Source organism: Aeromonas schubertii (genome assembly GCF_000820105.1).
GTDB classification, from domain to species: Bacteria; Pseudomonadota; Gammaproteobacteria; order Enterobacterales; family Aeromonadaceae; genus Aeromonas; species Aeromonas schubertii.
Genome location: NZ_CDDB01000097.1, coordinates 20,067 through 43,054 on the forward strand (window position 1 = coordinate 20,067; position 22,988 = coordinate 43,054).

At 63.8% G+C, this 22,988-nt stretch carries 16 protein-coding genes; 11 read left to right on the forward strand and 5 right to left on the reverse strand.

The features are described from left to right. Position 1: 1 nt before the first annotated feature. On the forward strand, positions 2-2,110 hold the full coding sequence (locus tag BN1133_RS17975; RefSeq protein WP_050667820.1) for a type IV pilus modification PilV family protein: 2,109 nt from the start codon (positions 2-4) through the stop codon (positions 2,108-2,110). A 72-nt stretch (positions 2,111-2,182) separates the two neighbouring features. Next, the gene (locus BN1133_RS17980) at positions 2,183-2,644 is read left to right on the forward strand and encodes a hypothetical protein (protein WP_050667866.1); all 462 of its coding nucleotides are present in this window, start codon (positions 2,183-2,185) and stop codon (positions 2,642-2,644) included. A gap of 27 nt (positions 2,645-2,671) precedes the next feature. Here BN1133_RS17980 and BN1133_RS17985 read toward each other — a convergent pair whose 3' ends face one another. Continuing rightward, complete coding sequence (locus BN1133_RS17985; RefSeq protein ID WP_050667821.1) at positions 2,672-3,436, reverse strand: helix-turn-helix domain-containing protein; 765 nt, start codon at positions 3,434-3,436, stop codon at positions 2,672-2,674. 377 nt (positions 3,437-3,813) lie between these two features. After that, positions 3,814-4,704, reverse strand: a complete 891-nt coding sequence (locus tag BN1133_RS17990) for a LysR family transcriptional regulator (protein ID WP_050667822.1) — start codon at positions 4,702-4,704, stop codon at positions 3,814-3,816. 104 nt (positions 4,705-4,808) lie between these two features. On the opposite strand from BN1133_RS17990, the gene BN1133_RS17995 reads away from it, so the two are divergent. The 7 genes from BN1133_RS17995 to BN1133_RS18025 all read left to right on the forward strand — a co-directional run bounded on the left by BN1133_RS17995 (position 4,809) and on the right by BN1133_RS18025 (position 18,195). Then, on the forward strand, positions 4,809-5,495 hold the full coding sequence (locus BN1133_RS17995) for a pirin family protein (RefSeq protein WP_050667823.1): 687 nt from the start codon (positions 4,809-4,811) through the stop codon (positions 5,493-5,495). Positions 5,496-5,513: 18 nt separating this feature from the next. Continuing rightward, positions 5,514-5,906 carry a DoxX family protein gene (locus tag BN1133_RS18000; RefSeq protein WP_050667824.1) on the forward strand — a complete coding sequence of 131 codons (393 nt, stop codon included), beginning with the start codon at positions 5,514-5,516 and terminating at the stop codon, positions 5,904-5,906. Positions 5,907-6,023: 117 nt separating this feature from the next. Continuing rightward, the gene (gene recC / locus BN1133_RS18005; protein WP_050667825.1) at positions 6,024-9,317 is read left to right on the forward strand and encodes an exodeoxyribonuclease V subunit gamma; all 3,294 of its coding nucleotides are present in this window, start codon (positions 6,024-6,026) and stop codon (positions 9,315-9,317) included. Then, positions 9,317-12,835, forward strand: coding sequence for an exodeoxyribonuclease V subunit beta (gene recB, locus BN1133_RS18010; protein WP_050667826.1), 3,519 nt, complete (start codon positions 9,317-9,319; stop codon positions 12,833-12,835). The genes recC and recB overlap by 1 nt, the downstream gene beginning before the upstream one ends. Continuing rightward, on the forward strand, positions 12,832-14,871 hold the full coding sequence (gene recD, locus BN1133_RS18015) for an exodeoxyribonuclease V subunit alpha (protein WP_050667827.1): 2,040 nt from the start codon (positions 12,832-12,834) through the stop codon (positions 14,869-14,871). Before recB ends, recD begins: the two co-directional genes overlap by 4 nt. Positions 14,872-15,117: 246 nt before the next feature. Further along, complete coding sequence (dbpA, locus tag BN1133_RS18020) at positions 15,118-16,506, forward strand: ATP-dependent RNA helicase DbpA (protein ID WP_136612744.1); 1,389 nt, start codon at positions 15,118-15,120, stop codon at positions 16,504-16,506. A gap of 246 nt (positions 16,507-16,752) precedes the next feature. Further along, a complete protein-coding gene (locus BN1133_RS18025; protein ID WP_082178051.1) occupies positions 16,753-18,195 on the forward strand; it encodes a chitinase in 1,443 nt (480 codons plus the stop codon). 108 nt (positions 18,196-18,303) lie between these two features. Here BN1133_RS18025 and BN1133_RS18030 read toward each other — a convergent pair whose 3' ends face one another. The 3 genes from BN1133_RS18030 to BN1133_RS18040 all read right to left on the reverse strand — a co-directional run bounded on the left by BN1133_RS18030 (position 18,304) and on the right by BN1133_RS18040 (position 21,390). Beyond that, positions 18,304-18,861, reverse strand: a complete 558-nt coding sequence (locus BN1133_RS18030; protein ID WP_050667829.1) for a hypothetical protein — start codon at positions 18,859-18,861, stop codon at positions 18,304-18,306. Between the two features lie 103 nt (positions 18,862-18,964). After that, positions 18,965-20,428: a glutamate/gamma-aminobutyrate family transporter YjeM gene (gene yjeM, locus BN1133_RS18035; RefSeq protein WP_050667830.1), complete on the reverse strand. Its 1,464-nt coding sequence runs from the start codon at positions 20,426-20,428 to the stop codon at positions 18,965-18,967. Between the two features lie 296 nt (positions 20,429-20,724). Beyond that, positions 20,725-21,390, reverse strand: coding sequence for an acyl-homoserine-lactone synthase (locus tag BN1133_RS18040; RefSeq protein WP_050667831.1), 666 nt, complete (start codon positions 21,388-21,390; stop codon positions 20,725-20,727). 60 nt (positions 21,391-21,450) lie between these two features. Here BN1133_RS18040 and BN1133_RS18045 point away from each other — a divergent pair, with 60 nt between their 5' ends. Then, a complete protein-coding gene (locus BN1133_RS18045) occupies positions 21,451-22,230 on the forward strand; it encodes a LuxR family transcriptional regulator (RefSeq protein ID WP_050667832.1) in 780 nt (259 codons plus the stop codon). A 94-nt stretch (positions 22,231-22,324) separates the two neighbouring features. Then, on the forward strand, positions 22,325-22,921 hold the full coding sequence (locus tag BN1133_RS18050; RefSeq protein ID WP_050667833.1) for a lipid-binding SYLF domain-containing protein: 597 nt from the start codon (positions 22,325-22,327) through the stop codon (positions 22,919-22,921). Positions 22,922-22,988: the final 67 nt, after the last annotated feature.

Here is a 22,988-nt window from a genome sequence, read left to right on the forward strand (position 1 = left end):
GATGAAGCAGCACAAGGGATTTGGACTGCTGGAGATATTGATCACCCTGGTGTTACTGGGTGTCGGAGTCGCCGGGTTGGTAGCCATGTCACGGGGTGCCCTCTTCTCCTCCCAGGATGGGCGGCGTTATGAGATCGCCATGCGTCTGGCCGAATCGAGGCTGGATGCCTTTCGCAACTTCAATGGCATCATCGCGGCCACCTCGCCCGAGACGGCCTATGCCGCGATCACGGCCGGTACCAGTAGTGTCTCCCTCTCAGGGGACAGCTATAACCTGAGCTGGAGCGTGGCCAACCAGTATTGGAACGGTGCGGCCTGGCAGTCGACTGCCCCCGCCGGTTATCGCTACACCTATCCGGGTCGCAAGGTGATCGATGTGACGGTGAGCTGGAGCGATAGTCAGAGTCAGACGCGCTCCCTGCTGCTCTCCGGAGCCGTCTCTCCGACCGAGTCGTTGACCGGGGATCAGATTAACGGGGGACTGGATACGGCGCGCCCTCAGCCCCAGGTGAGCTATACCCCAGGGGTGGCGCCGGACGTCATCTCGATCGAGATCGACTCGGAAGGACGCAAGCAGGAGACCAGCAAGCCGCTGCCGACCGTGACCTCCAAAGATGGGACCGTCGGCAAGCTGGTCCAGTTCGAGACGGTGACCTACAAGCCCGATGCCAGTGGCACGACCCGTCAGGTGCTGCAGGATCTCGCCTCCGTCTCCTGCTCTTGCACCTATGGCTCCACCCTGACCTCTTATCTGCCCGGGCAGGTCAGCCTCACCTCGGGAAACCTGCTCTATTGGACGGTCGGTAATCAGACCAGCAAGGTCACCGGGATCGTCGACAGTAGCGTCAAGGATCAGCCTGCCCTTTGTGACAGCTGCTGCAAGAATCACTTCGATGGCAGTGGGACCAGCTTCGATCAGTTCTATGCGCCCCTGCGGACCCCTCGACAGCGTTATAACAGTTCTCTCTCGGTTGCCAGCAGCGGTCACTATGTGGATGCCTGCCGTTTCGTGAGACTCGACGGGTATTACCGACCTCTACCCGATTGGAACCTGGTCAAGGTGATAGTGACCACGGCTGACTTTCTGGCCAAGCCCGCCAACCAGACCAGCTATCAGAACTACATCAAGTATGTGGTCAAAACCTATGTCACCTGGCAGAAGAACACCCTCAACTGGAGTTATGGGGGAAGTGTCTCCTCCCCGACGATCGAGGAGTTTGCCGATTGGCTACCTGTGCATGCAGCCGCCGGGGGGGATAGCACCACAACCCTGACGACCGGGACCGGGACGGCTCAGCTTATCGCCCGTGGCATCTATGTGGATCTGATGTCACCGGACTACCTGCAGCAGACCATTACGGACCTTGGTGACGTGGATCTGCTGGCCAAGATCCCCTTCCAGGATATCAACCTCACCATGCTGGCGGAGTGGAGCCTGGTTCCACTGAGTGGGCAGCTTAGCGGCAATGTCTCCGACTATGTGGCCGTGACCAATGAACCGGTGAAGACCATCGTCGATCTCAACAACTACTACTTCGGCAGCTACAGCCGGGGGTACCTCTCGGCCAAGAAGAGCACCAAGGACGCTGGCAATGTGCTGCAAGCCGTAGCCATCAAGGCCACGACCTATCAGGGAAACTCGGGGATCACCTCCACCCTCATCTCACCTCTCGATCAAACAGGCAGCAAGACGGCGCAGTTGCCGATCAAGATCGATGTGGCCTCTCTGCCGACACCGACCCTGACGGTGACAGGGCGTATCTCCTGCCTGGAGAAGAGCAGCAATAACAACCCCGACCCTGTAGCTTGTAACAAAAACACCTTCAATGGCCTGTCCATTTCGACCACGACGACGGGGGCCAGCTGCCGGATCGACAAGCCCCAGGCCAACAACCAGCCGGCCACTTACTCCTGCAGTGCGCCGGAGGGGAGCAGCCTGGTGCTGACCCTCTCTTATACCGCACAGGGTAACGGCACCTATCTGCTCAAGCCGTCGACCATGAGCATTCCCATGACCTCTCCGGGCACGGGGCAGGTCATCACAGGGCCCTGCTCACTGTTGGTGGATAACGGGGTGACCAATGCCTCGAGCCTGACCTGCTCCCCGTGAGAGTGACAGTGGAGGCGGGCAGGTTTTAACATAGAGCTTCTACCACCCAACCATATAGAGATAGTGGCGATGATGATTGATGATCCCTGGGCCTTGTGCCACCTGGATGACTCTTTTGATGGCTCGGTATTGGGCACCAAGGGGGCTCAACTGCTCTGGTTTGAAGAGCGCGACGCGCTGCTTGAATACCTGCAGGGGGATTTCATCGATCTGCTGGCAGATGTAGGCGAGCTCGATGAGGATCAGGTAGAGGCCGCCCGTGAGCGCTTCGCTCTGCTTATCGAGCAGAGCTTTGACGATCGTGGCCTGATGGACGCAGTCAACGATCTGGCCTCAGGCCTGCGTCGTATCGTCTGGATGGGTCCGCTCTCCGAGCTGGCCGAGGTACAGGACGAGTTTGCCAGCGGTCTGCGTCGCTACTTCTGGAGCCAGTATGACGGTGACGAAGACGATCCCGAAGGCTGGGTGCCGGAAGAGCTGTGGCCCCAGCTGGCCGAGGTCGCCGACGAGTTTCTCGAAGAGGGCGAATTTTGACGGGAGGCCGGTCAGTGACCGGCCTCTTCAGTTATCGATATTGGGGATCAGATCGTCAAAGCTCTGATAGCCGCAGTCGGCCAGTTGCAGCGACATGGTGTAGGTCTTGCTCCCCTCTCGCTGACCCACCGCCGGTCGATTGAGCTTGAGCTCGCTGTGCCAGTACTCCTTCATCCGCTCGATGAGGGCCATGGCCTCCGGCTCTTCCAGATGAAGCTGGCACAAAGCCATGTAATTGTTGGGCTTGTGCATGTTGTCTACCAGGTAATCCCCCAGCATGGTCATGGCCTGTCGAGCCTGGGCCCTGGCGAAACGACTGTGTTGCTCGAAGCTGATCCGTTCGCTGATGAGGAAGTGGTAGCTGTTGTCGATGCCAAGCTGAAGTATGCCGAGCTTCTCCAGCTTGCGCAGATAGAGATAGCAGGAGGCATCGGTCAGGCCGTATTCGCGCTTGATGTCGATAAGGCTCTTCTCGCGCCAGAAGATGTTGGCGAGAAAGGCGTAGAGACCGGGCTCGTTGTGAAAGGCGTCGTCCTGCTCCTTGGTGAAGACGGCGCGCCGGCTCTGGGCGTCCTGGGTCCGCTCCATCAGCTCTTCGAAGGAGAGTCCGGCCAGATGGCAGATCTGCAGCAGGGTATCGAAAGGGAGTGAGGGTTTGTTCATCATCCGCTTGATGGTGGCAATGGAGACATCCAGGGTCTCGGCCAGGGTCTGATAGCGGATGCCTTTATCATTGAGGGTTTTCTTGAGCGTTTCCAGAATATTGTTGGCCAACTCTTGGCTGTAGGTCATGCATTCACTCCCTTAAAGTGCATTTTTATGAAACTATCCCTTTTTTCGTCTCCCCCGCAGGGAGGCAGTTTTTGATACTGCAAATGACTATCTCACCGTATAACTGTTCAGATTCCAACCTTTTCAAGGGATTGGCCAGACCAGTGCTCTTGCTCAGGCTCACTATATGATACTAGCCGGTGCATATTCCTCTACTCGAATACAAAGAGCTGGTGATGAATAAAACTCCGTTCATACTCTCTCACGTGGTCGATTTCAAAGCCTTCCTGGTTGTGTTGTCGACCGTTTGCTTCCAATTTAAGGGTTTTAAACCGAAAGGTTTTTATTCTTTCCTGGCAAATTGAGCGGATCCCGACGGGGCTCCGCTTTCTTTTTATCTAGCCCAGTAACCTGGGTATCTCCCTCACCAGCCAGCTCTTGGCCTTGCCCATCACGTCGCGTCGCCAGGCGAGGACCAGTTGCACCCTGTGACGGTATTCGGGGCTGATCACCTTGAGCCGCCCGGCCGTTATGTCCTCCTGCACCCAGCGCAGGGGCATGGTGCCGACACCCACCCCCGCCAGCAGGGCCGAGCGCTTCTCGGCCATGGTGCTCACGGTGAGTCTGGGTTGCTTGTCAAACAGTCGATAGGTGAGGGGGGGCTTGCGCAGGGCTGTGTCGGCGACGGCGATGGCGCGGTAGCGGCGCAGGGTCTCATCGGCCAGTGGCTCGGGTTCACTGTGCAGGGGATGCTCGGGGTGGGCCACATAGAGCATCTCTTCTTCGAACAGGGGCTGATACTTGATGCCGGTCATGATGGTGCCGGGATTGAGGCTCGAGATGAGCAGGTCGGCGCGTCCATCCTCCAGACACTCCCAGCTGCCGGCCAGGGCCTCGCCACGAAAGCGCAGTCGGGTGTCGGTCTCCCTGGCGAGAGACTCGACCAGGGGATAGAGCGTCTCGACGGGCACCAGGGCATCCACCACCAGGGTGATGTCCGTCTCCCAGCCGCGGGCCAGGGAGCGGGTTTCGCCCACCAGTTGTTCGGCCGCCTCAAGCAGTTGTCGCCCCCGCTCCAGCAGCATGCGGCCGGCGGGGGTGAAGCGGGTGCGGTGGCCGCTGCGATCGAAGAGCACCACATCCAGCTCATCTTCCAACTTTTGCACCGTATAGCTCAGGGCCGAGGGAACCCGCCCCAGCTCTTCTGCGGCGGCGGCAAAGCTGCCACGCCGTTCGATGGCATCCAGTGCCCTGATTGCCTCCAGGGTCAGCGCCCGCTCCTTGCCCATATCATTTCCTTCAAAAATATTGAATGTCCGCCTCAGATTAACTCGCTAACAAGGGGAAGCAAGCCTCTTTATGATTCTCATTATCGAATCGGATGGAGAGAGCCATGTTTGCATTGAGACGGTCCGAGGAGCGTGGTCATGCCAACTTCGGTTGGCTCGACACCCGCCACAGCTTCTCGTTTGGTCACTACTATGACCCCAAGTGGATGGGGCACTCGGCCCTGCGCGTCATCAATGAGGACTATGTGAAGCCGCAGGGGGGGTTTGCGACCCATCCTCACGCCAACATGGAGATCCTCACTTGTGTGCTGACCGGCACCATAGAGCACAAGGACAGCCTGGGCCACGTGGAGCAGATCCCCGCCGGGGAGTTTCAGCTGATGAGCGCGGGATCCGGCATCCGCCACAGCGAGTACAACCCGTCACCCGGCGAGGAGCTCTCCCTGTTGCAGATCTGGATCGAGCCGAATGAGCAGGACACGGCCCCTGGCTATCAGCAAAAACGCATTGAGGCGCAGCCGGGGTTGACCCTGGTGGCCTCGCCAACTGGCGAAGGTGGATCTTTCCGGATCCGCCAGCAGGCCCGAGTATGGCGACTACAATTGGCGGCGGGTGAAAGTCTCACCTGGGCCCTTTCTGGGCGCCACGGCTACCTGCACCTGATTACCGGGGAGTTGGCCGCTGGCGGCCTGACTGCCCGACCCGGCGACGGGCTGCTCAGTCGCGATGAAGTGAAATGGGATCTCGTGGCCAATGTCGCCAGTGACGCCCTCCTTTTTGACCTGCCATGAGATGACGAGGAGTTGAACATGGATAAGATGAGAGATATCGCCCTGCTGGTAGGGCGCGTGTTGTTGGCCCTGATGTTTGTCTCGGCCGGCTGGAGCAAGATTGGCGGTTACGCCGGCACCCAGGGCTATATGGAGGCCATGGGCGTGCCCGGTATGTTGCTGCCCCTGGTGATCCTGCTCGAGCTGGGCGGCGGGCTGGCCATCCTCGGCGGCGTGTTGACCCGTTCGGTGTCACTGCTGCTGGCCGGTTTCTGTGTGCTGGCGGCCCTGCTGTTCCACTACCAGCCTGCCGATCAGATGCAGATGATCATGTTTATGAAGAACATCTCCATCGCCGGCGGCTTCCTGGTGCTGGCCGCAGCCGGTCCGGGCGCCTTCAGCGTCGACGCCAAGCAGGGTAAGTGCTGGTAACACCCTGTTTTAATGTAGTTTCCGTACCTATGTTGGCCGGAGCACCCGCTCCGGCTTTTTTGCATCCGGCGCCCCAATCGCGGACAATCCTGCCATTGCCTTCGACGGGGATTGTCCATGTTCACTCTCTATCACTCCAACCAGCTCGACGTGCTCAAGGCCCTGCTGGTGGAACTGGTGCGCCGCGACCCGCTGACCGATCCGTTCGAGCACGAGCAGATCCTGGTCCAGAGCCCCGGCATGGCCCAGTGGCTCAAGCTCGAGCTGGCCAGTGCCTTCGGTATCGCCGCCAACATCGACTTTCCCCTGCCCGCCAGCTTCATCTGGCAGATGTTTATCGAGGTGCTGGGGGACGTGCCGGCGCGTAGCCCCTACAACAAGCCGAGCATGAGCTGGCAGCTGATGATGATTTTGCCTACCCTGCTCGAGCGGCCCGACTTCGCCCCCCTGCGCGGCTACCTGTCGCCTGAGGGGGAGGCCCCCGAGCAGGTGCGCCTGTGGCAGCTGTGCCAAAAGGTCGCGGATCTGTTCGACCAGTATTTGGTCTACCGCCCCGACTGGATCGAGCGCTGGGAGCGCGGTGAGGGGCTGCCCGAGGAGCTCGGCGAGGTGACCGGGCAGGATTGGCAGCCCGTGCTGTGGCGCGAGCTGGTGGCCCGCACCCTGCAACTGGCCGACAGCGGCTATCACAGAGCGAACCTGTTCGAATCCTTTATTCAGGCGCTGCAGAGCGGTGCCCCTCTGCCGGGCAAGCTGCCCAAGCGGGTCTTCGTGTTCGGCATCTCGGCCCTGCCCCCCGGTTATGTGGAGGCGCTGCGGGTGCTCGGTGAGCGCATCAAGGTGCACCTCTTTGTCACCAACCCCTGCCGCTACTACTGGGGGGACCTGCTCGATCGCAAGACCATGGCCCGCCTCGAGCGGCGTCTGCGCCCCGGCACGGATCTTGAGACCCTGCAAGGGGAGACCAATCCCCTGCTCGCCTCCATGGGCAAGCTCGGGCGCGACTACCTGCACCACCTGATGGGGCTGGAGCCGCCGGAGGTGGAGGCCTTCGTCGACATGGCCGAAGACACCCTGCTGCATCGGCTGCAATCCGATGTGCTGGAGCAGCGCGATCGAGGCGCCGTGTTCGACAACCCCGATGCGAGCCACCACAAGACGGCGCTGCTGCCTGGCGATCGCAGCCTGCAGATCCACGCCTGTCACAGTCCCGTGCGCGAGCTCGAGGTGTTGCACGATCGCCTGCTCGATCTGTTCGAGGGCGACCCGACCCTGACTCCGAAAGAGGTGGTGGTGATGATGCCGGACGTGGCCGGCTACGCCCCCTTCATCCAGGCGGTATTCGGTGCCCGTGGCCAGATCCCCTTCTCCATCTCGGATCGGGCCGCCAGCCAGGAGAGCCCGCTGCTGCAAAGCTTCCTGGCGCTGCTGCGCCTGCCGCGCCAGCGCTTCGGGGCGGGGGAGCTGCTCGCCCTGCTCGAGGTACCGGCGGTGCTGCGCCGCTTCGCCCTGACGGTGGAGGAGTTCGACACCCTGCGGGTCTGGGTACAGGAGAGCGGCATCCGCTGGGGGCTCGACGATGCCTACCCGGAGCGCTTCGACCTGCCGGCCCTGTCGGGTAACTCCTGGCTGTTTGGCCTGCGCCGCATGCTGCTCGGCTACGCCATGGGGGAGGGGGAGCCGGTGGCCGGCATCCTCCCCTACGCCGAGATCGAGGGTCAGCAGGGGGTGACGCTCGGCAAGCTCGCCGCCTTCGTCGACACCTTGGCCCACTTCCTGCCGCTGCTCGACGCGCCCCGCTCTCTGCCCGAGTGGAGCCGGCTGCTGCACGCCCTGCTGGGGGCCTGCTACGAGCCTGACGAAGACGAGGAGCGCCACATCCAGCTGGTGCGCGACGCCATCGCCGATTGGCAACAGGCCCTCGGCGAGGTGCGCTTCGACGAGCCGGTGACGCCGGCGCTGCTGCAAGACGTGCTCGGCCAGGCCCTGGCCGCCCAGCGCTCGAGCCAGCGCTTCCTCGCCGGCCAGGTCAACTTCTGCACCCTGATGCCGATGCGCTCCATCCCGTTTCGCCAGGTCTGCCTGCTCGGCATGAACGACGGCGTCTACCCGCGAACCCTGCCGCCCATGGGATTCGATCTGATGGCCCTGGCCGGCCGGCGTGGGGACCGATCCCGCCGCGATGACGACCGTTACCTCTTCCTCGAGGCGCTCTTGAGCGCCCAGGACGGCCTCTACATCAGCTATCAGGGCTTCAGCGTGCAGGACAACAGCGAGCGCGAGCCCTCCGTGCTGCTGGCCGAGCTGCTCGACTACCTGCGCCAGGGCTTCGTGCTGGCCGGTGACGAAGCGCTGCCCGACGACGAATCGGGCCAGCGCCTGTTGCAGGCTCTGGTGACGGCCCACCCGCTCACCCCCTACAGCCGCGACTACTTCTTCCCAAGCGACGAGCGCCTCTTTACCTACGCCGCCGACTGGCTGCCGGCGCTGACCCCGAGAGCCGGGGCGCGCAACTTCCAGAGCGGCGATCTGCCCCTGCCCCCCGAGATGGAGGGGGGCGAGCTGGAGCTGGCCGAGCTGCTGCGCTTCTACCGCAACCCGGCGCGTTATTTCCTCAACCGCCGCCTCAAGGTGTGGTTCGAGCTGGATGACACTCGGCTCGAAGAGAACGAGCCCTTCGCCCTCGATGGGCTGGAGAACTACCAGCTCAAGGATCGGCTGCTGGCCGCCCACCTGGAGGAAGGGGGAACGGCGCGCCTGCGCGAGCGGCTGCGCCTGGCCGGCCAGCTGCCCCAGAGCTGGTTTGGCCCCCTGCTGCTCGATGAGCTCGATGACAAGATGGCCGGGCTCGCCGAGCGGGTGCGCCCCCTGCGATCGGAAAAAACGCCGGTGGAGATCGACATCCCCCTGCCCCAGGGTCGGCTGCTCGGCTGGCTCGACACCGAGCAGGGCAATCAACTCATCGTCAAACCCGGCAGCTTCCACGGCCGCGACTGGTTGCAAGGCTGGCTCAGGCATCTGTGCCTGTGTCTCTCGCGCTCTGCGGGTGAGACCCTGCTGCTCGACGGGACCAAGAGCTGGCGCCTGCCCGTGCTCGCACCCGAGGTGGCCCGCAGCCACCTGCTCGCCCTGGTCGATGACTGGGTGGTGGGGCTGCGCCGTCCGCTGCCGCTCTTTCCCAAGAGCGCCTGGAGCTGGCTGGCTGAGCAGGCGAAGAGCGGTGACGAGGAGAAGGCCCAGCGCGCCGCCCGCACCAGTTTCGAAGGGGGGTGGCAGCTCACGGGCGAGGGGGAGGACCCCTACATCCAGCGCTGCTTCCCCGCCCTGGACGAGGCCCTGATGAGCCAGCTTGTGGCGCTCGCGCGCACCCATCTGCACCCCCTGTATCAGGCGCTGGAGGAGTTCGACTGATGTCCCGCACCCTGGAAACCCTGCGCTTTCCCCTGTTTGGCGAGCGCCTGATCGAAGCCTCCGCCGGCACCGGCAAGACCTACACCATCGCCGGCCTCTACCTGCGTCTCCTGCTCGGCCACGGCCCGGAAGATGAAGAAGGGCGGGTCACCGCCCACGTCCGGCCGCTCAGTGTGACCGAAATTCTGGTGGTGACCTTCACCGAGGCCGCCACCGCCGAGCTGCGTGGCCGTATTCGCGCCCGCATCCACGAGGCGCGTCTGGCCTTCCTGCGCGGGCAAAGCGGCGACCCTTTGCTGGCCCAGCTGCTCGACGAGGTGCCGGATCACCAGCAGGCGTCGCGCCTGCTGCTCGCCGCCGAGCGGCAGATGGATGAGGCGGCGATCTTCACCATCCACGGTTTTTGCCAGCGGATGCTCAAGAGCAACGCCTTCGAGTCGGGCGCCCTGTTCGAGACCGAGTTTCTCACCGACGACAGCCAGCTCAAGTTGCAGGCGGTGAGCGATTACTGGCGCGCCGACTTCTATCCGGCCGGGGAGTCCCTGGCCCGCGCCCTGCGTAAACACTGGAAGAGCCCGGCGGAGCTGCTCGCCGCCATCAACGGCTGGCTCGACAACCCCGAGCTCGAGATCCTGCCCCCCGTGGGGGACGAGACCCTGTTCGATCGCCACGAGCGGGAGATGGCCCGTGTGGCGGCGGTGAAGGCCCAGTGGCGCGAGCACCTCGATGCCATCCGCGCCCAGACCGAGGGGGTGGTGAGCCGCTACACCGGCAAGAACTACGAGGGCTGGCTCGAGAAGATTGGCCAGTGGGCCCACAGCGATGAGCACGGCTACGCCCTGCCCGAGCCCCTGGCCCGCTTCGCCCGCTCGACCCTGCTCGAGCACCTCAAGAAGGGGGGGGATGCCCCCGGTCTGCCGCTGTTTGACGCCATCGAGGCGCTGGTGACCCGCCCCCCCGCCATCGACGATCTGGTGTTGCAGCGGGCCGCCCGCGAGGTGCACAGGCGCATGGGGCGCGCCAAGCGCGAGGCCTATCAGCTCTCGTTCTCTGACTTGCTGGGGGATCTCGACCGGGCGCTCGCCTCGCCTCTGGGAGAGCGGCTGCGCGATCGCATCCGTGCCACCTACCGGGTGGCCATGATCGACGAATTCCAGGATACCGACCCCCAGCAGTACCGCATCTTCCGCTCCCTCTACGGCGGGCAGGAGGAGACAGCCCTGCTGATGATCGGCGACCCCAAGCAGGCCATCTACGGCTTTCGCGGCGCCGATATCTTCACCTACATCCAGGCGCGCCGGGCAGTGAGCAGTCACTACACCCTGGGGCGGAACTGGCGCTCGAGTCGGCCCCTGGTGGGGGCGGTCAACGCCCTGTTCGAGCGCGCCCGTGCCCCCTTCATCTATGACGATGACATCCCCTTCCTGCCGGTAGAGGCCCAGGGCAAGAGCAAGTGCCTGACGCTGGCGGGGGCCGAGGCGCCGGCCCTGTGCTGCTGGTGGCTGGGGCAGGACCCCACCATCAACAAGGGGAGCTATCAGTCGCGCATGGCGAACGCCACGGCGGCGGAGATCCACCGGCTGCTGACCCTGGCGCGCCAGGGGGAGGCCTCGATCGGCGACGCGCCCCTGCGTGCCGGCGACATCGCCGTGCTGGTGCGCACCGGCAGCGAGGGGCGGGTGATGCAGCAGGCCCTCTCGGCGCTCGGCATCGCCTCTGTCTATCTCTCCAACCGCGAAAGCGTGCTCGAGAGCACGGAGGCACGCGAGATCCTGCTGATCCTGCACGCCTGCCTGCACCCGAGCGACGAGCGGGCCCTGCGCGCGGCGCTCGCCACCTCCCTGTTTGACCTCGACGCCAAGGCGCTGGACGCCTTCAGCCGCGACGAGAAGCTGTGGGAAGCCACGGTGCAGGAGTTCACCGACTACCGCCGCCAGTGGCGCCGGGTCGGCGTGCTGGCCATGCTGCGCGCCCTGTTGCACCGGCGCCAGCTGGCCGCCAGCCTGCTCGCCGGCCCGTTCGGCGAGCGGCGCCTGACCAACTATCTGCACCTGGCCGAGCTGCTGGAGCAGGCGGCGGGCGAGCTCGATGGCGAGTATGCCCTGCTGCGCTGGCTGGCCGAGGCGACCCGGGATGGCGGCCAGGCCGAGGAGCAGGTGCTGCGCCTCGAGTCCGAGCGCAAGCTGGTGCAGATCGTCACCATCCACAAGTCCAAGGGGCTCGAATACCCGCTGGTGTTCCTGCCGTTTATCTGTGCCCACCGCGAGAGCGACACCCCCCTCTATCACGAGGAGAGCCGCACCCTGCTCGATCTCACCCGCTCTGCCAAGGCGCTGGAGCAGGCCGAGCGCGAGCGGCTGGCCGAAGATCTTCGCCTGCTCTACGTGGCCCTGACCCGGGGCGTCTACGCCACCTGGCTGGGGCTGGCGCCGGTGCGCTCGGGGGCGGGCAAGTCCACCAAGACCGACCTGCACAAGACCGCCATCGGCTACCTGTTGCAACGGGGCGAGGAGGGGGAGGCCGAGCTCATGGCCGAGGCCCTGGCCGCCCTGGCGCGGGAGGTACCGGGGGTGGTGGTCGGTGAGCCGTCACTCACCCGCCCGGCCCCGCTGGTCGACGAGCATGGGGAGGCGTCGGCGCCCCGGGTGCGCCGCTTCGGCGGTCTCATCGAGCGCGACTGGTGGGTCAGCTCCTACTCGGCGCTCTCGACCTCCGGCAGTCACCACGACCGCGGCGTGCTGGCGACCCCGGGGTTCGATGCCGAGGTGGCCCGCGAGCGCGGCGAAGAGGCGACGCCTGAGCGATCCATCTTCACCTTCCCGCGCGGCGCCCGGCCCGGCACCCTGCTGCACACCCTGTTTGAGGAGATCCCCTTCGCGCTGGCACGCGACCCCGCCAGCCACGGCGAGGTGGCCCCCAAGGTGGCGGCCCTGCTCGAGCGCGATGGGTTCGACCCCGAGTGGAGTCAGGTACTGACCGCGCATCTGGCTGCCGTGCTCGGCACCGAGCTGCAGCCCGGGCTGCGTCTGGGGGAGGTGGCGCACCATCAGGCCGAGCTCGAGTTCTTCCTGCCCATGGGGCGGGTGACGGCCGAGGGGCTCGATGCGGTGCGAAGGGCCCACGATCCCCTCTCGGCGCGCGGCAAGCCCCTCGGTTTTCAGAGCGTGCAGGGCATGCTCAAGGGCTTTATCGATCTGGTGTTCGAGTGGCAGGGGCGCTGGTTCGTGCTCGACTACAAGTCCAACTGGCTGGGCAATAGTCCCCTCGACTATGCCGGCGCGGCCCTCGAGCAGGCCATGCTCGATCACCACTACGATCTCCAGTACCAGCTCTACACCCTGGCGCTGCACCGCCTGCTGGCCCATCGTCTGCCCGATTACGACCCGGCCCGCCACCTGGGCGGCGTCTTCTATCTCTTCCTGCGCGGCATGCCCGAGGCCGGCGTCTTCCACGCCGCCCCCTCCCTTGCGCTGGTGCGCGCCCTCGATTCACTCTTTGCCGGCGAGGAGGCAGCATGAGCGCATCCATCCACTCCACCGACAGCCCCCTGCTCACCCGGCTGCGCGCCCTGGCCGACGCCGGCCGGGTGCGCCAGCTCGACGTGCAGTTTGCCCGCCTGATCGAGAGCCTGGGGGGCGAGCAGGAGCTGGTGCTGGCCGCCGCCATGGCCTGCTTCGAGCTCGGCCGTGGCCATATCTGCCTGCCCCTGGCTGCCATCGAACGCCCGTTCGGGCTGGATGGGGACGAGCGCGCCGCCCTGCTCGAGGGGCTGGCCCCCGCAAAGGCGTGGCCGGAGCGTCTGGCCGCCTCGCCCCTGGTGGGGGATGGCCGCCACGACACCCCCCACACGCCGCTGGTGCTCTGGCGCGAACGGCTCTACCTGACCCGCTACCACGACTTCGAGCGCTCGGTGGCGGGGCGCCTGCGCGCCCTCTCGGCGCGGGCCGAGTTTCCCGACATTCGTGCCGCGCTGGATCGCCTGTTTGCCCGCGACTACGGGCGCCTGTTTGCGGCGCTGCTGCCCCTTCGCACCGCGCCGGCCTTCTCGGTACGCCACTTCCTCGAGAAGTACCTGGATCTGGTCGAGGGGGCCGAACTGGCCTGGGGCGACATTGAACGCTTGCTCGCCTCGGCCCAGAGCGGCGCCGATCTCGCCCCCCTCGATGCCCTGATCCCGCTGTCGGCCTGCTGCAACGGCCAGAAACTCGCGGCCGCCACCGCCGCCGGCCGCCCCTTCGCGGTCATCTCGGGTGGCCCCGGCACCGGCAAGACCACCACGGTCGCCAAGCTGCTCGCCATCCTGGTCGAGACCGGTCTGAGCTCCGGGGCGGCGCCCGCCATCCGGCTGGTGGCCCCCACCGGTAAGGCGGCGGCGCGCCTGACCGAGAGTATCGGCGCGGCCCTGCAGGATCTGCCGCTCTCCCCCGAGGTGGTGAGCGCCATCCCGACCGAGGCGGGCACCCTGCACCGGCTGCTCGGGGTGATCCCGGGGCGCACCCGGTTCCGCCACCACGCCGGCAACCCCCTGCACCTGGACGTGCTGGTGGTGGATGAGGCCTCCATGGTGGACCTGCCCATGATGGCGCGCCTGCTCGAGGCCCTGCCGGCGAAGGCGCGCCTCATCCTGCTTGGCGACAAGGATCAGCTCGCCTCGGTCGAGGCCGGTGCCGTGCTCGCCGATATCTGCAGCTTCGTGGCGCAGGGGGTGAGCGAGCCCCAGGCCGAATGGCTGTCGGCCCAGAGCGGCTACCGGGTCAGCGGCTCGGCGGCGGGGGCTCCGCTGCGCGACAGCCTCTGCCTGCTCACCAAGAGCTGGCGCTTTGACGAGCGCTCCGGCATCGGCCGGCTGGCGCGTGCCTGCAACGGCGGCGATCCGGCTGCCGTCGAGCGGGTGTGGGGGGAGGGCTTTACCGATATCGCCCTGCACCCCTGGAGCGCCGAGCGCTACGAGGCGCTGATCCAGCTGGCGGTGGAAGGTTATCGCCCCTATCTGGCGGCATTGCAGGAGGGGCAGGATCCCAAGGCGGTGTTCCAGGCCTTCAACGGCTTTCAGATCCTCTGCGCCCTGCGCGAGGGGCCGTTCGGGGTCGAGGGGCTCAACGATCGCATCGAGGCGGCGCTCGGCCGGGCACGGCTGATTGCCAGGGAGGGGGAGTGGTACGCCGGGCGCGCCGTCATGGTGGTGCAAAACGATCACGGCATCGGCCTCTACAACGGCGACATGGGCCTGTGCCTGCCGGACGAGGAGGGGCGCCTCAAGGTGTGGTTCGAGCAGGCCGACGGCGGCGTGCGCAGCCTGCTGCCGAGCCGCCTGCCGCCCCACGAGACGGTGTTTGCCATGACCATCCACAAGTCCCAGGGCTCGGAGTTTGCCCACACAGTGCTGGTGCTGCCCGATGCTCCCAGCCCCCTGCTGACCCGCGAGCTGGTCTATACCGGCATCACCCGCGCCAAGGGGCGGCTCGATCTCTATGGCGATCGCGCCCTGCTGGCCCAGGCGGTGCGCAAGAAGACCGAGCGTTATTCGGGATTGGCACAGAGGTTGGGGGAGTGAGTGATTGGATGGCGGTATACTGGTGGCCAAATGCACTATGCCACTACATTTCGCCGTTGCAGTGATGCGCTCCCTGGGCCACATCCAGTGTTGTCATGCCGAGGAACCCATCCGCTCTTTGGGCTGCGAAGCAACCGCGCCATCGGGGGGCTCGCTCATCCGCTGTCGGACCGGCCACCAGGAAACCTGCGCGTTTTCCCGCCAAGTCTGCTATGCTCCGCGCCCCTCCTATTTTTGTCCAGCGAGATGCCAGCCGTGAACCACACCGACTTTGCCCAACTGGGGTTGCCTGCCGCCCTGCAAGATAACCTCGATGCCCTCGGCTACAAGGAGATGACTCCGATCCAGGCCCAGAGCCTGCCGTTGGTGCTGGCCGGCAGGGATGTGCTCGCCAAGGCCAAGACCGGTAGTGGCAAGACCGCCGCCTTTGGCTTGGGCCTGCTGGCCGGTTTGGATGTGGGTCAGTTGTCGGTGCAATCCCTGGTGCTCTGCCCGACCCGGGAGCTGGCCGATCAGGTGGCGAGCGAGCTGCGCCGTCTGGCGCGCGCCATGCCCAACGTCAAGCTGGTGACCCTGTGTGGCGGCGTGCCGACCGCGCCCCAGTCTGCCACCCTGGGCTTTGGCGCCCACATCGCCGTCGGGACCCCGGGCCGGGTGCTCAAGCACTTGGAGCAGGGTACCCTGCGTCTGGAGTCCCTCACCACCCTGGTGCTGGACGAGGCGGATCGCATGCTCGACATGGGCTTTGGCGAGGATATCCATAAGGTGATCCGCTTTGCCCCGCGCGAGCGCCAGACCCTGCTCTTCTCGGCTACCTATCCGGAAGAGATCGCCAGCATGAGCCGTGGCGTGCAGCGCAGCCCGGTCGAGGTGAGCGTCGAGGCCATCCACCAGGACGCCGCCATCGCCCAGCAGCTGTTCGAGGTGGCGCCGGGTACTCGCCCCGAGGCGCTGGCCCGCCTGCTCAGCCACTACCGCCCTGCTTCCTGCGTGGTGTTCTGCAACACCAAGCGCGCCTGTGGCGAGGTGAGCGACTACCTGGTGAACCGCGGCTTCTCGGCCCTGACCCTCAACGGCGATCTCGAGCAGCGTGAGCGCGACCAGGTGCTGGTGCGCTTTGCCAACGGTAGCGCCGCCATCCTGGTGGCGACCGATGTGGCGGCCCGTGGCCTCGATATCAAGGAGCTCGGCGCGGTCATTAACTACGAGCTCACCTATGACCCCGAGGTGCACGTGCACCGCATCGGCCGTACCGGTCGTGCCGGTCAGCAGGGTCTGGCACTCTCCTTGTATCAGCCGAACGAAGCCCAGCGTGTGACTCTGATCGAAGAGTACCTCGGCAGCCCGATGCCACAGGGGGATCTGGCGGCGCTCGGCAGCGAGCTGCGCCCGGTGGCGCCCGAGTTTGCGACTATCTCCATCGGCGGCGGTCGCAAGCACAAGCTGCGCCCGGGGGATATTCTCGGCGCCCTGACCGGCGAGACCGGTCTGCCTGGGGATCAGGTGGGCAAGATCCAGGTGCAGGATCAATTCTCCTATGTGGCGGTGCGACGTGCCCAGGCCAAGGCGGCGCTCAAGCGCCTGAGCGATGGCAAGATCAAGGGCAAGAGCTATCGGGTGCGCCTGCTTGGCTGACGGATCTTGGGTGAGAGAAGGGTCGGGCATGATGTCCGGCCCTTTTTTTGCTTCAAGGCGGATGAAAGATGTAAATATTAAGGATTTTCAGTTGGATAGAACGGTTTTGTGCGCCAGATAACACAGCTTCATATGAATAGGTGAAGGCGCTCACAAAATCGGCATCAATCTTAATTCTCGTCGTGAATTTAGTCTCGCCTCTGCCTATGCTCGGTGGGCCAAGAACATAACGACAAGGAATTATCCATGATCAAACCTAGCCGCTGCGCCTGGCTGGTTGCGGCCGCCTGTACCCTGCCCGCCTATGCCATGAATATCCAGCCCGACCCCCAGAATCCCGGGGGGTATCTGGTCTCCTCTGCCGATATCAAGGCGGCGGAGCAAGGCAAGACTGCCAATCCCATGTACGCCACCTGGTCCAGGGCCCTCGCGACCCGTCCCAATACGGTGGTTGATGCCATCGAGCCTGGGCTGGTCTCCAACCCGGATAACGTGAAACGGGCCGAGCGGGTCTTCCCCGCCTCAGAGTGGGAGTTCCTGACCCAAATGGCGGCGCCCGAGTACACCTATGTGCGCTTCCTGCGGGCGGTGGGCAAGTTCCCCGCCTTCTGCGGTGACTACACAGACGGGCGCAACGCCGACGCCATCTGTAAACAATCCATCGTCACCATGTTTGCCCACTTTGCTCAAGAGACCGGCGGTCACATCGCCAAGGACAATGTCTCTGACAACCCGCAGGGGCTCGAGGAGTGGCAACAGGCACTGGTGCACGTGCGCGAGATGGGGTGGTCGGAAGGGCAGAGTGGCTACACCACGGGCTGCGGTCAGAACGACTGGCAGAACAAGAAGTGGCCCTGTGCCACCGGTCAGGGTTACTTCGGGCGTGGCGCCAAGCAGCTCTCCTATCACTTCAACTACGGTGCCTTCTCCGAGGCCATGTTCGACGGCAATGCGACCGTGCTGCTCAACGATCCGGGCCGGGTAGCCGACTCCTGGCTCAACCTCGCCTCCGCCATCTGGTTCTTCCTCACCCCCCAGGCGCCCAAACCCTCCATGCTGCACGTGGTGGACCGTACCTGGAAGCCCTCCCAGCGCGAACTGGATGCCGGCATCGGCTACGGCTTCGGCACCACCATCAATATCATCAACGGTGGCATCGAGTGCGGTGAGCACAACAAGGACAAGGGGCAGCCGGTCAATCGTATCCGCTACTGGGAAGGCTTGGCCGCCCACTACGGTATTCCCCTGTTGCCTGACGAGAAGAACACCTGCTGGCAGCAGACTCCGTACGGCAGCCTCAACCTCAACGGTGCCACCGATGTGCTCTACACCAACTGGGACGGCAACTGGAAATACTATCCGGATCGCCCGGGCGGCTACTCCTTCGAGTGTGAGCTGGTGGGGTTTCAGACCGCCTACTCGGCCCTGGTACCGGGGGATTACGAGAAGTGCGTGACCAACTTCTACGGCTCTCATGCCAGCTGGCCCAAGGTGAGAGTGGTAGAGAAGCTCGATCCTCCCCCGACTGACCCGACCGATCCTCCCGTCGGCGGCGTTCCGGCCTGGGAGGCGACCAAGGTCTACACCGCCGGCAACAAGGTGAGCCATAAGGGGGCCATCTATCAGGCCAAGTGGTGGACCCAGGGGGACGATCCGGCCAAGGGTGGCCCCTGGGCCTTGGTACCATAACGCTCGTACGTGAAAGAGGGGAGCCGGTGGCTCCCCTCTCTGGTGTGGTAATGAAAAAAGGCGGCCAATGGCCGCCACTGCGCTGGCATCCTTGCTGCCGCTTGCTTGCTAGGGAGCGTAGGGCAGTGAGGAGTGATGCAGGGTGATGCGGACCTTGCCATCCTCCCCCTTGCGAAAGCCCCAACTCTTGTCAACCGTCGTCACCTGCCCTTTGGCGTCGGTCAGATGAACCTTGCCCATGGTATAGGCGCTGTTGCCATCGATCTGGATGGCGGCGTTATCTACCCGATAATCCTTCCACCCCTTGAGGGCGAACCCCTTGTCGATGGGGAAGGCGGGGTCGTTGCCGACGAAGTAGGCGAGGGCGCCGGCACGGGTGAGGCGGAAGGTCTGATCGCCGCTGGCCAGGGTGGGTTTGAACAGCACAGGGCCAGACTGGTAGGCATAGGCGTCGTCGATCACCTGACTGGCACTCTGCCGGGCTTTCTCGATGCCACCGCTGGTGTAGTCATCGCTGATGCGGATCAGGGCCTTGCCCCAGGCCTGTTGGGCTGCCTTGACCTCCTCTTCACTGATATTGCGGTTGCTGATCTCGGTGGCGCTCAGGCTGGTGCTGGCACCAAACAGGACGAGGGCGAGGACGTGTTGGCGGTTGAGCAATGACATGGAGAGCCTCCTGCTGTATGGAATGAGAAGCAGTATGGCGTTGTCGGCTGAATCGTGATTGAAGGGGCCATTCAGCAAACAGGCAGAATGGCCCCGTGGGGGATCAGTGTTCGTCACCCCGGTGGATCTTGAAGCGCATGGCGATCAGGGCAAACAGCAGGGGGCCCACCATGGTCCAGACTCCGGTGGAGATATCTCCCGCCAGGAAGGGTGAGACCAGGGTGAAGAGGTTGCCGAAGGCGACCAGCAGCAGGCTGACCAGGGTGGCCCCCAGCACCGAGGCCGGGCTGCGGAAGAAGATGAGATCCTTCTCCAGCTCCGGGTTCTGGCGATAGCGATACCAGGCGTAGATGAGGAACATGTAGGGGATGGTCATCCCCACATTGGTCATAGTGATGATGAGCTCATAGAGGGCGGCCGCCCCTTCCGGGTTGATCAGGGTAAAGATCGACTTGACCGCGATAAAGGCACATACCACCAGGGCCTGTACTTTGAGTGCCTCGGTGCGCACCCCGTTCTCATTCTCGCGCTGGAAGCGCTCCGGCCAGAAGTAGCTCGGAGTGCCGGTGATAAATTGGCGCAGGGGCGCGTAGGAGAGGGCGATGAAGGCGCCCAGATAACTCAGAAACATCCCCAATCCGGCGAAGCGCATCAGCACCTGCCCCAGCCACTCACCGCCCAGGTGGCGGCCCAGCTCCAGCATGATGATGAAGAGTGCCGACAGGGACGTGATCCCCTCGTTCGGGAAGTCGCTCCAGCGCATGATGGCCCCGACCGCCAGGAAACCTATGACGTAGCAGAGCACGATGAAGGCGCCGGAGAGGAAGATGCCGCGCTTGAGGTCTCGCTCCGGATCCTCCAGCTCGTCGGCCACCCCGGCCATCGCTTCGACTCCACCATAGGCGAAGATGGCGAAGACCATGAAGCCGAGAAAGGGGATGAGATCGTTGAACGCCGCGTTGGGTGAGGTGGTGAGGGCTGCCTGCTGCAGGGGCTCTTGCAGGGTCATGCCGCTCAGGGCAAAGACCAGCACACCGCCCACCAGAAGCAAGATGTTGAGCGCCACCACCGAGAGACCTCCGATGGCGGCAACCTTGGCAAAACGGGCACTACCCAGGGTGATGAGTCGGCTGACTATCAGCACCAGCGCGATGGCCACGACCCCGAGCAGGAAGGGGCCCACATCCAGGGTGCCCAGGGTGAGGGGAATGACGGTCACATCGCGTCCAAACAGCATGAAGGAGAGGGGCACCCACATGGAGAGGGCCTTGCCAAACATCCAGATGATGTAAGAGGCAAACCACATGGTGAGCCCGATAAAGGCAAAGCGGGTGGAGACAGAGTGACGCATCCAGGTGAAGATCCCCCCCTGCTCCCGGCGAAAGCCGGTGCCGAACTCGATCATCATCAGGATGAAGGGAATAAAGAAGAAGAGACCGCCGATAACAAACATGGGGATGGCGGCGTAGCCCATCCGATAGAAGCCTATCCCGATATTGGTGACACCGAATACCGAGGTGAGGATCATCAGGATAAAGGCGCCCAGTTTCAGTTTCTTGCTAGCCATGGGGCAACTCCCTGGAGTCAGGCCGGATAGAGGGTACGCCGGGCCGGCCAGAGGAGAATAACCTGAGGTTGGTCTCGTAAGGATCTTTGGTGGCCCGGGATGGGGCTCGATATTACCATCTGCGGGATGGTGTCGTTATCATGGTTGTTAATCGCTGATTGTTTGGTTGGTTATATTGCTTTTCGTGTGATACGTGGTTTTTTATTCTTTTGGTTTTCAAGGGGCAGCCCGGCTCATCGTGTTGAGGAAACCAGGCTGAAAGGAACGATGGGAGGTGACCTCATGGTGTGTGAATTTCACGACGCCATGGAGAGATGGGATTGGCGAGGCTGAGGTGACTCGATAAGCGGGAGATGCATTCGGGGCTCATAGTTACCCTGCAGGGGGATGCCGACGGCGCGGGCGAAACGCTCATCCATGATAAAGCGAATGCCGACCCCGTTGACGGCGCCCAGATCGACCGGCTTGCCATCACCCATCCGCTCGACCGGTAACCCCATGCGGCGGAAGATCCGCTCTACCGGCAGGCTGACCACGGCCAGCATCTCGTCGATCCCCTGCTGGCGAGCAAACTCGTAAACGCCGCGAAAGATCACCAGAGTGAGTTCGCTGACCCCGTTGTTGAGGCGCGGAGCGCGTTCTGCATCGATGGCCAGCCGCGTCAATTCCCAGACATTGGACTGGCGTGGGGGCTGCTCACCGGCCAGGGCGGTGGGGAAGATCTCCGGCAACATATAGGGCCCCTCGGTCGGCAGCATACGGATGCAGCCACAGAGCCCCTGTTCGTCTTCAACCAGCACCCAGTGGGTATCGGGACCATCGTAGCGATCCTGCTCCAGACCCTGATGATGCTCGACATCCCAGCCGAGACGGTCGGAGAAGACACTCTTGCGGAACTGGTAGAGTTGCCGGATCAGGGACCGATTGGGGTGTTGCGATGTTTTACCTTTGTAAATGAACATGTTTTTGCTCCTGTATGATGGCAAAATGCGAGGGATAGCTTGGAGGAGAGAGGAGGGCGCATGCGCCAAGACGTTCAACTGGCATTCCTGGAACAGTTCACACAGGTGACCAGTGCCGATGCGTTGTCTGCCCTGATAGGACGATTGGCCAGGGAGATCGGATTCGACTATTTCCGGTTTGCCGTCATCCTGCCCATGTCGATGCAGCGCCCCAAGGTGGTGCTCTTCAATCAGTGTCCCGAGAGCTGGATCAGGGCCTATACCGAGAACCATATGCTGGCCCGTGACCCCATCATCGAGTTGGCTCGCACCCAAAACCTGCCCATTTTCTGGAACCGTCTCGACGAGCGGGCCAGTTTTCTGCAGCAGGGCAGCCTGGACGTGATGCGACTGGCGGCCGACTTCGGCCTGCGCAATGGCATCTCTTTCCCTTTGCATGGCGCCAACGGAGAGAACGGCATCCTCTCCTTTATCAGCAAGGAGTCGGCGTCGACGGACCTGCTGCTGGAGAGCGCACCGCTGCTGGCCTGGATGTCCAGCTACATCTTCGAGGCAGCCATCAGGGTGGTCTGTCTGGAGCAGGAGACGCAGGAGGCCCTGACTGAGCGGGAGACCCAGTGTCTGTTCTGGGCCAGCGAGGGCAAGACCTCGGCGGAGATCGCCTGCATCCTGGGCATTGCCGAGCGCACAGTGAACTTTCATCTCAACCAGGTCACTCGCAAGATGGGCACGATGAACCGTTATCAGGCCATCGCGAAGGGGGTCAACCGGGGCATAGTTCGCCCAAATCTGGAACAGGTAGTGATTACCAACTACTCGGTGCATGCCCGCTTGCAGTAGCGGACAATCCGCGCCATTTTTGGTCAGTGAGTGTTGACCAACAATTGACAGATCCTGCTATTGACAATGGGTGAATTTCCGTTGGGGAGGGGTGATGAGACGGATTGGGATGCTGCTGATGATCCTCTTGCTGGCAGGTTGTGCCGCCAAGGGGGAGACGCCGGCCCAGAAGCGCAGCTATGTGCAACAGATGCGCCAGGAGGCCCTGAGCGAGTTCTACCGAGAGAAGCCCGAACTGCGCCGTGAGGTGTCGGCCGCACAGGGTTATGCTCTTTTCTCGAGCTTTAACAATAACCTGCTTCTGGTGAGTGCCGGCAGTGGGTTTGGGGTAGTACGGGATAACCGAACCGGCAAGGACACCTATATGCGGATGGCCATGGCCGGGGTGGGGCTTGGGTTCGGGATCAAGGACTTCAGGGCTCTGATCCTGTTTCAGGATCGCGTCGCCCTGCAACGCTTCCTCGAAAGTGGCTGGGAGGCAGGGGGGCAGGCCGATGTGGCCGCCCGCTCCGATGACAAGGGGGCCGCGATCATCTCCGAGGCGGCCAGCGCCGATCTGAAAGGGGTGAGGGTCTACCAGATGACCAAGCATGGCATCGCGCTCCAGGCCACCGCCCAGGGGTACAAGTATTGGCCCGACGACGAGCTTAACGGGCGAGCGCCTGCCTCGGTTCGTAGCGCGGGGCAGTAGCCGGCATCTCCTCCGGGTGGAGGGATAGACCTCTCCTCCACCCGAAACAACTGTCTATTCATCCAGT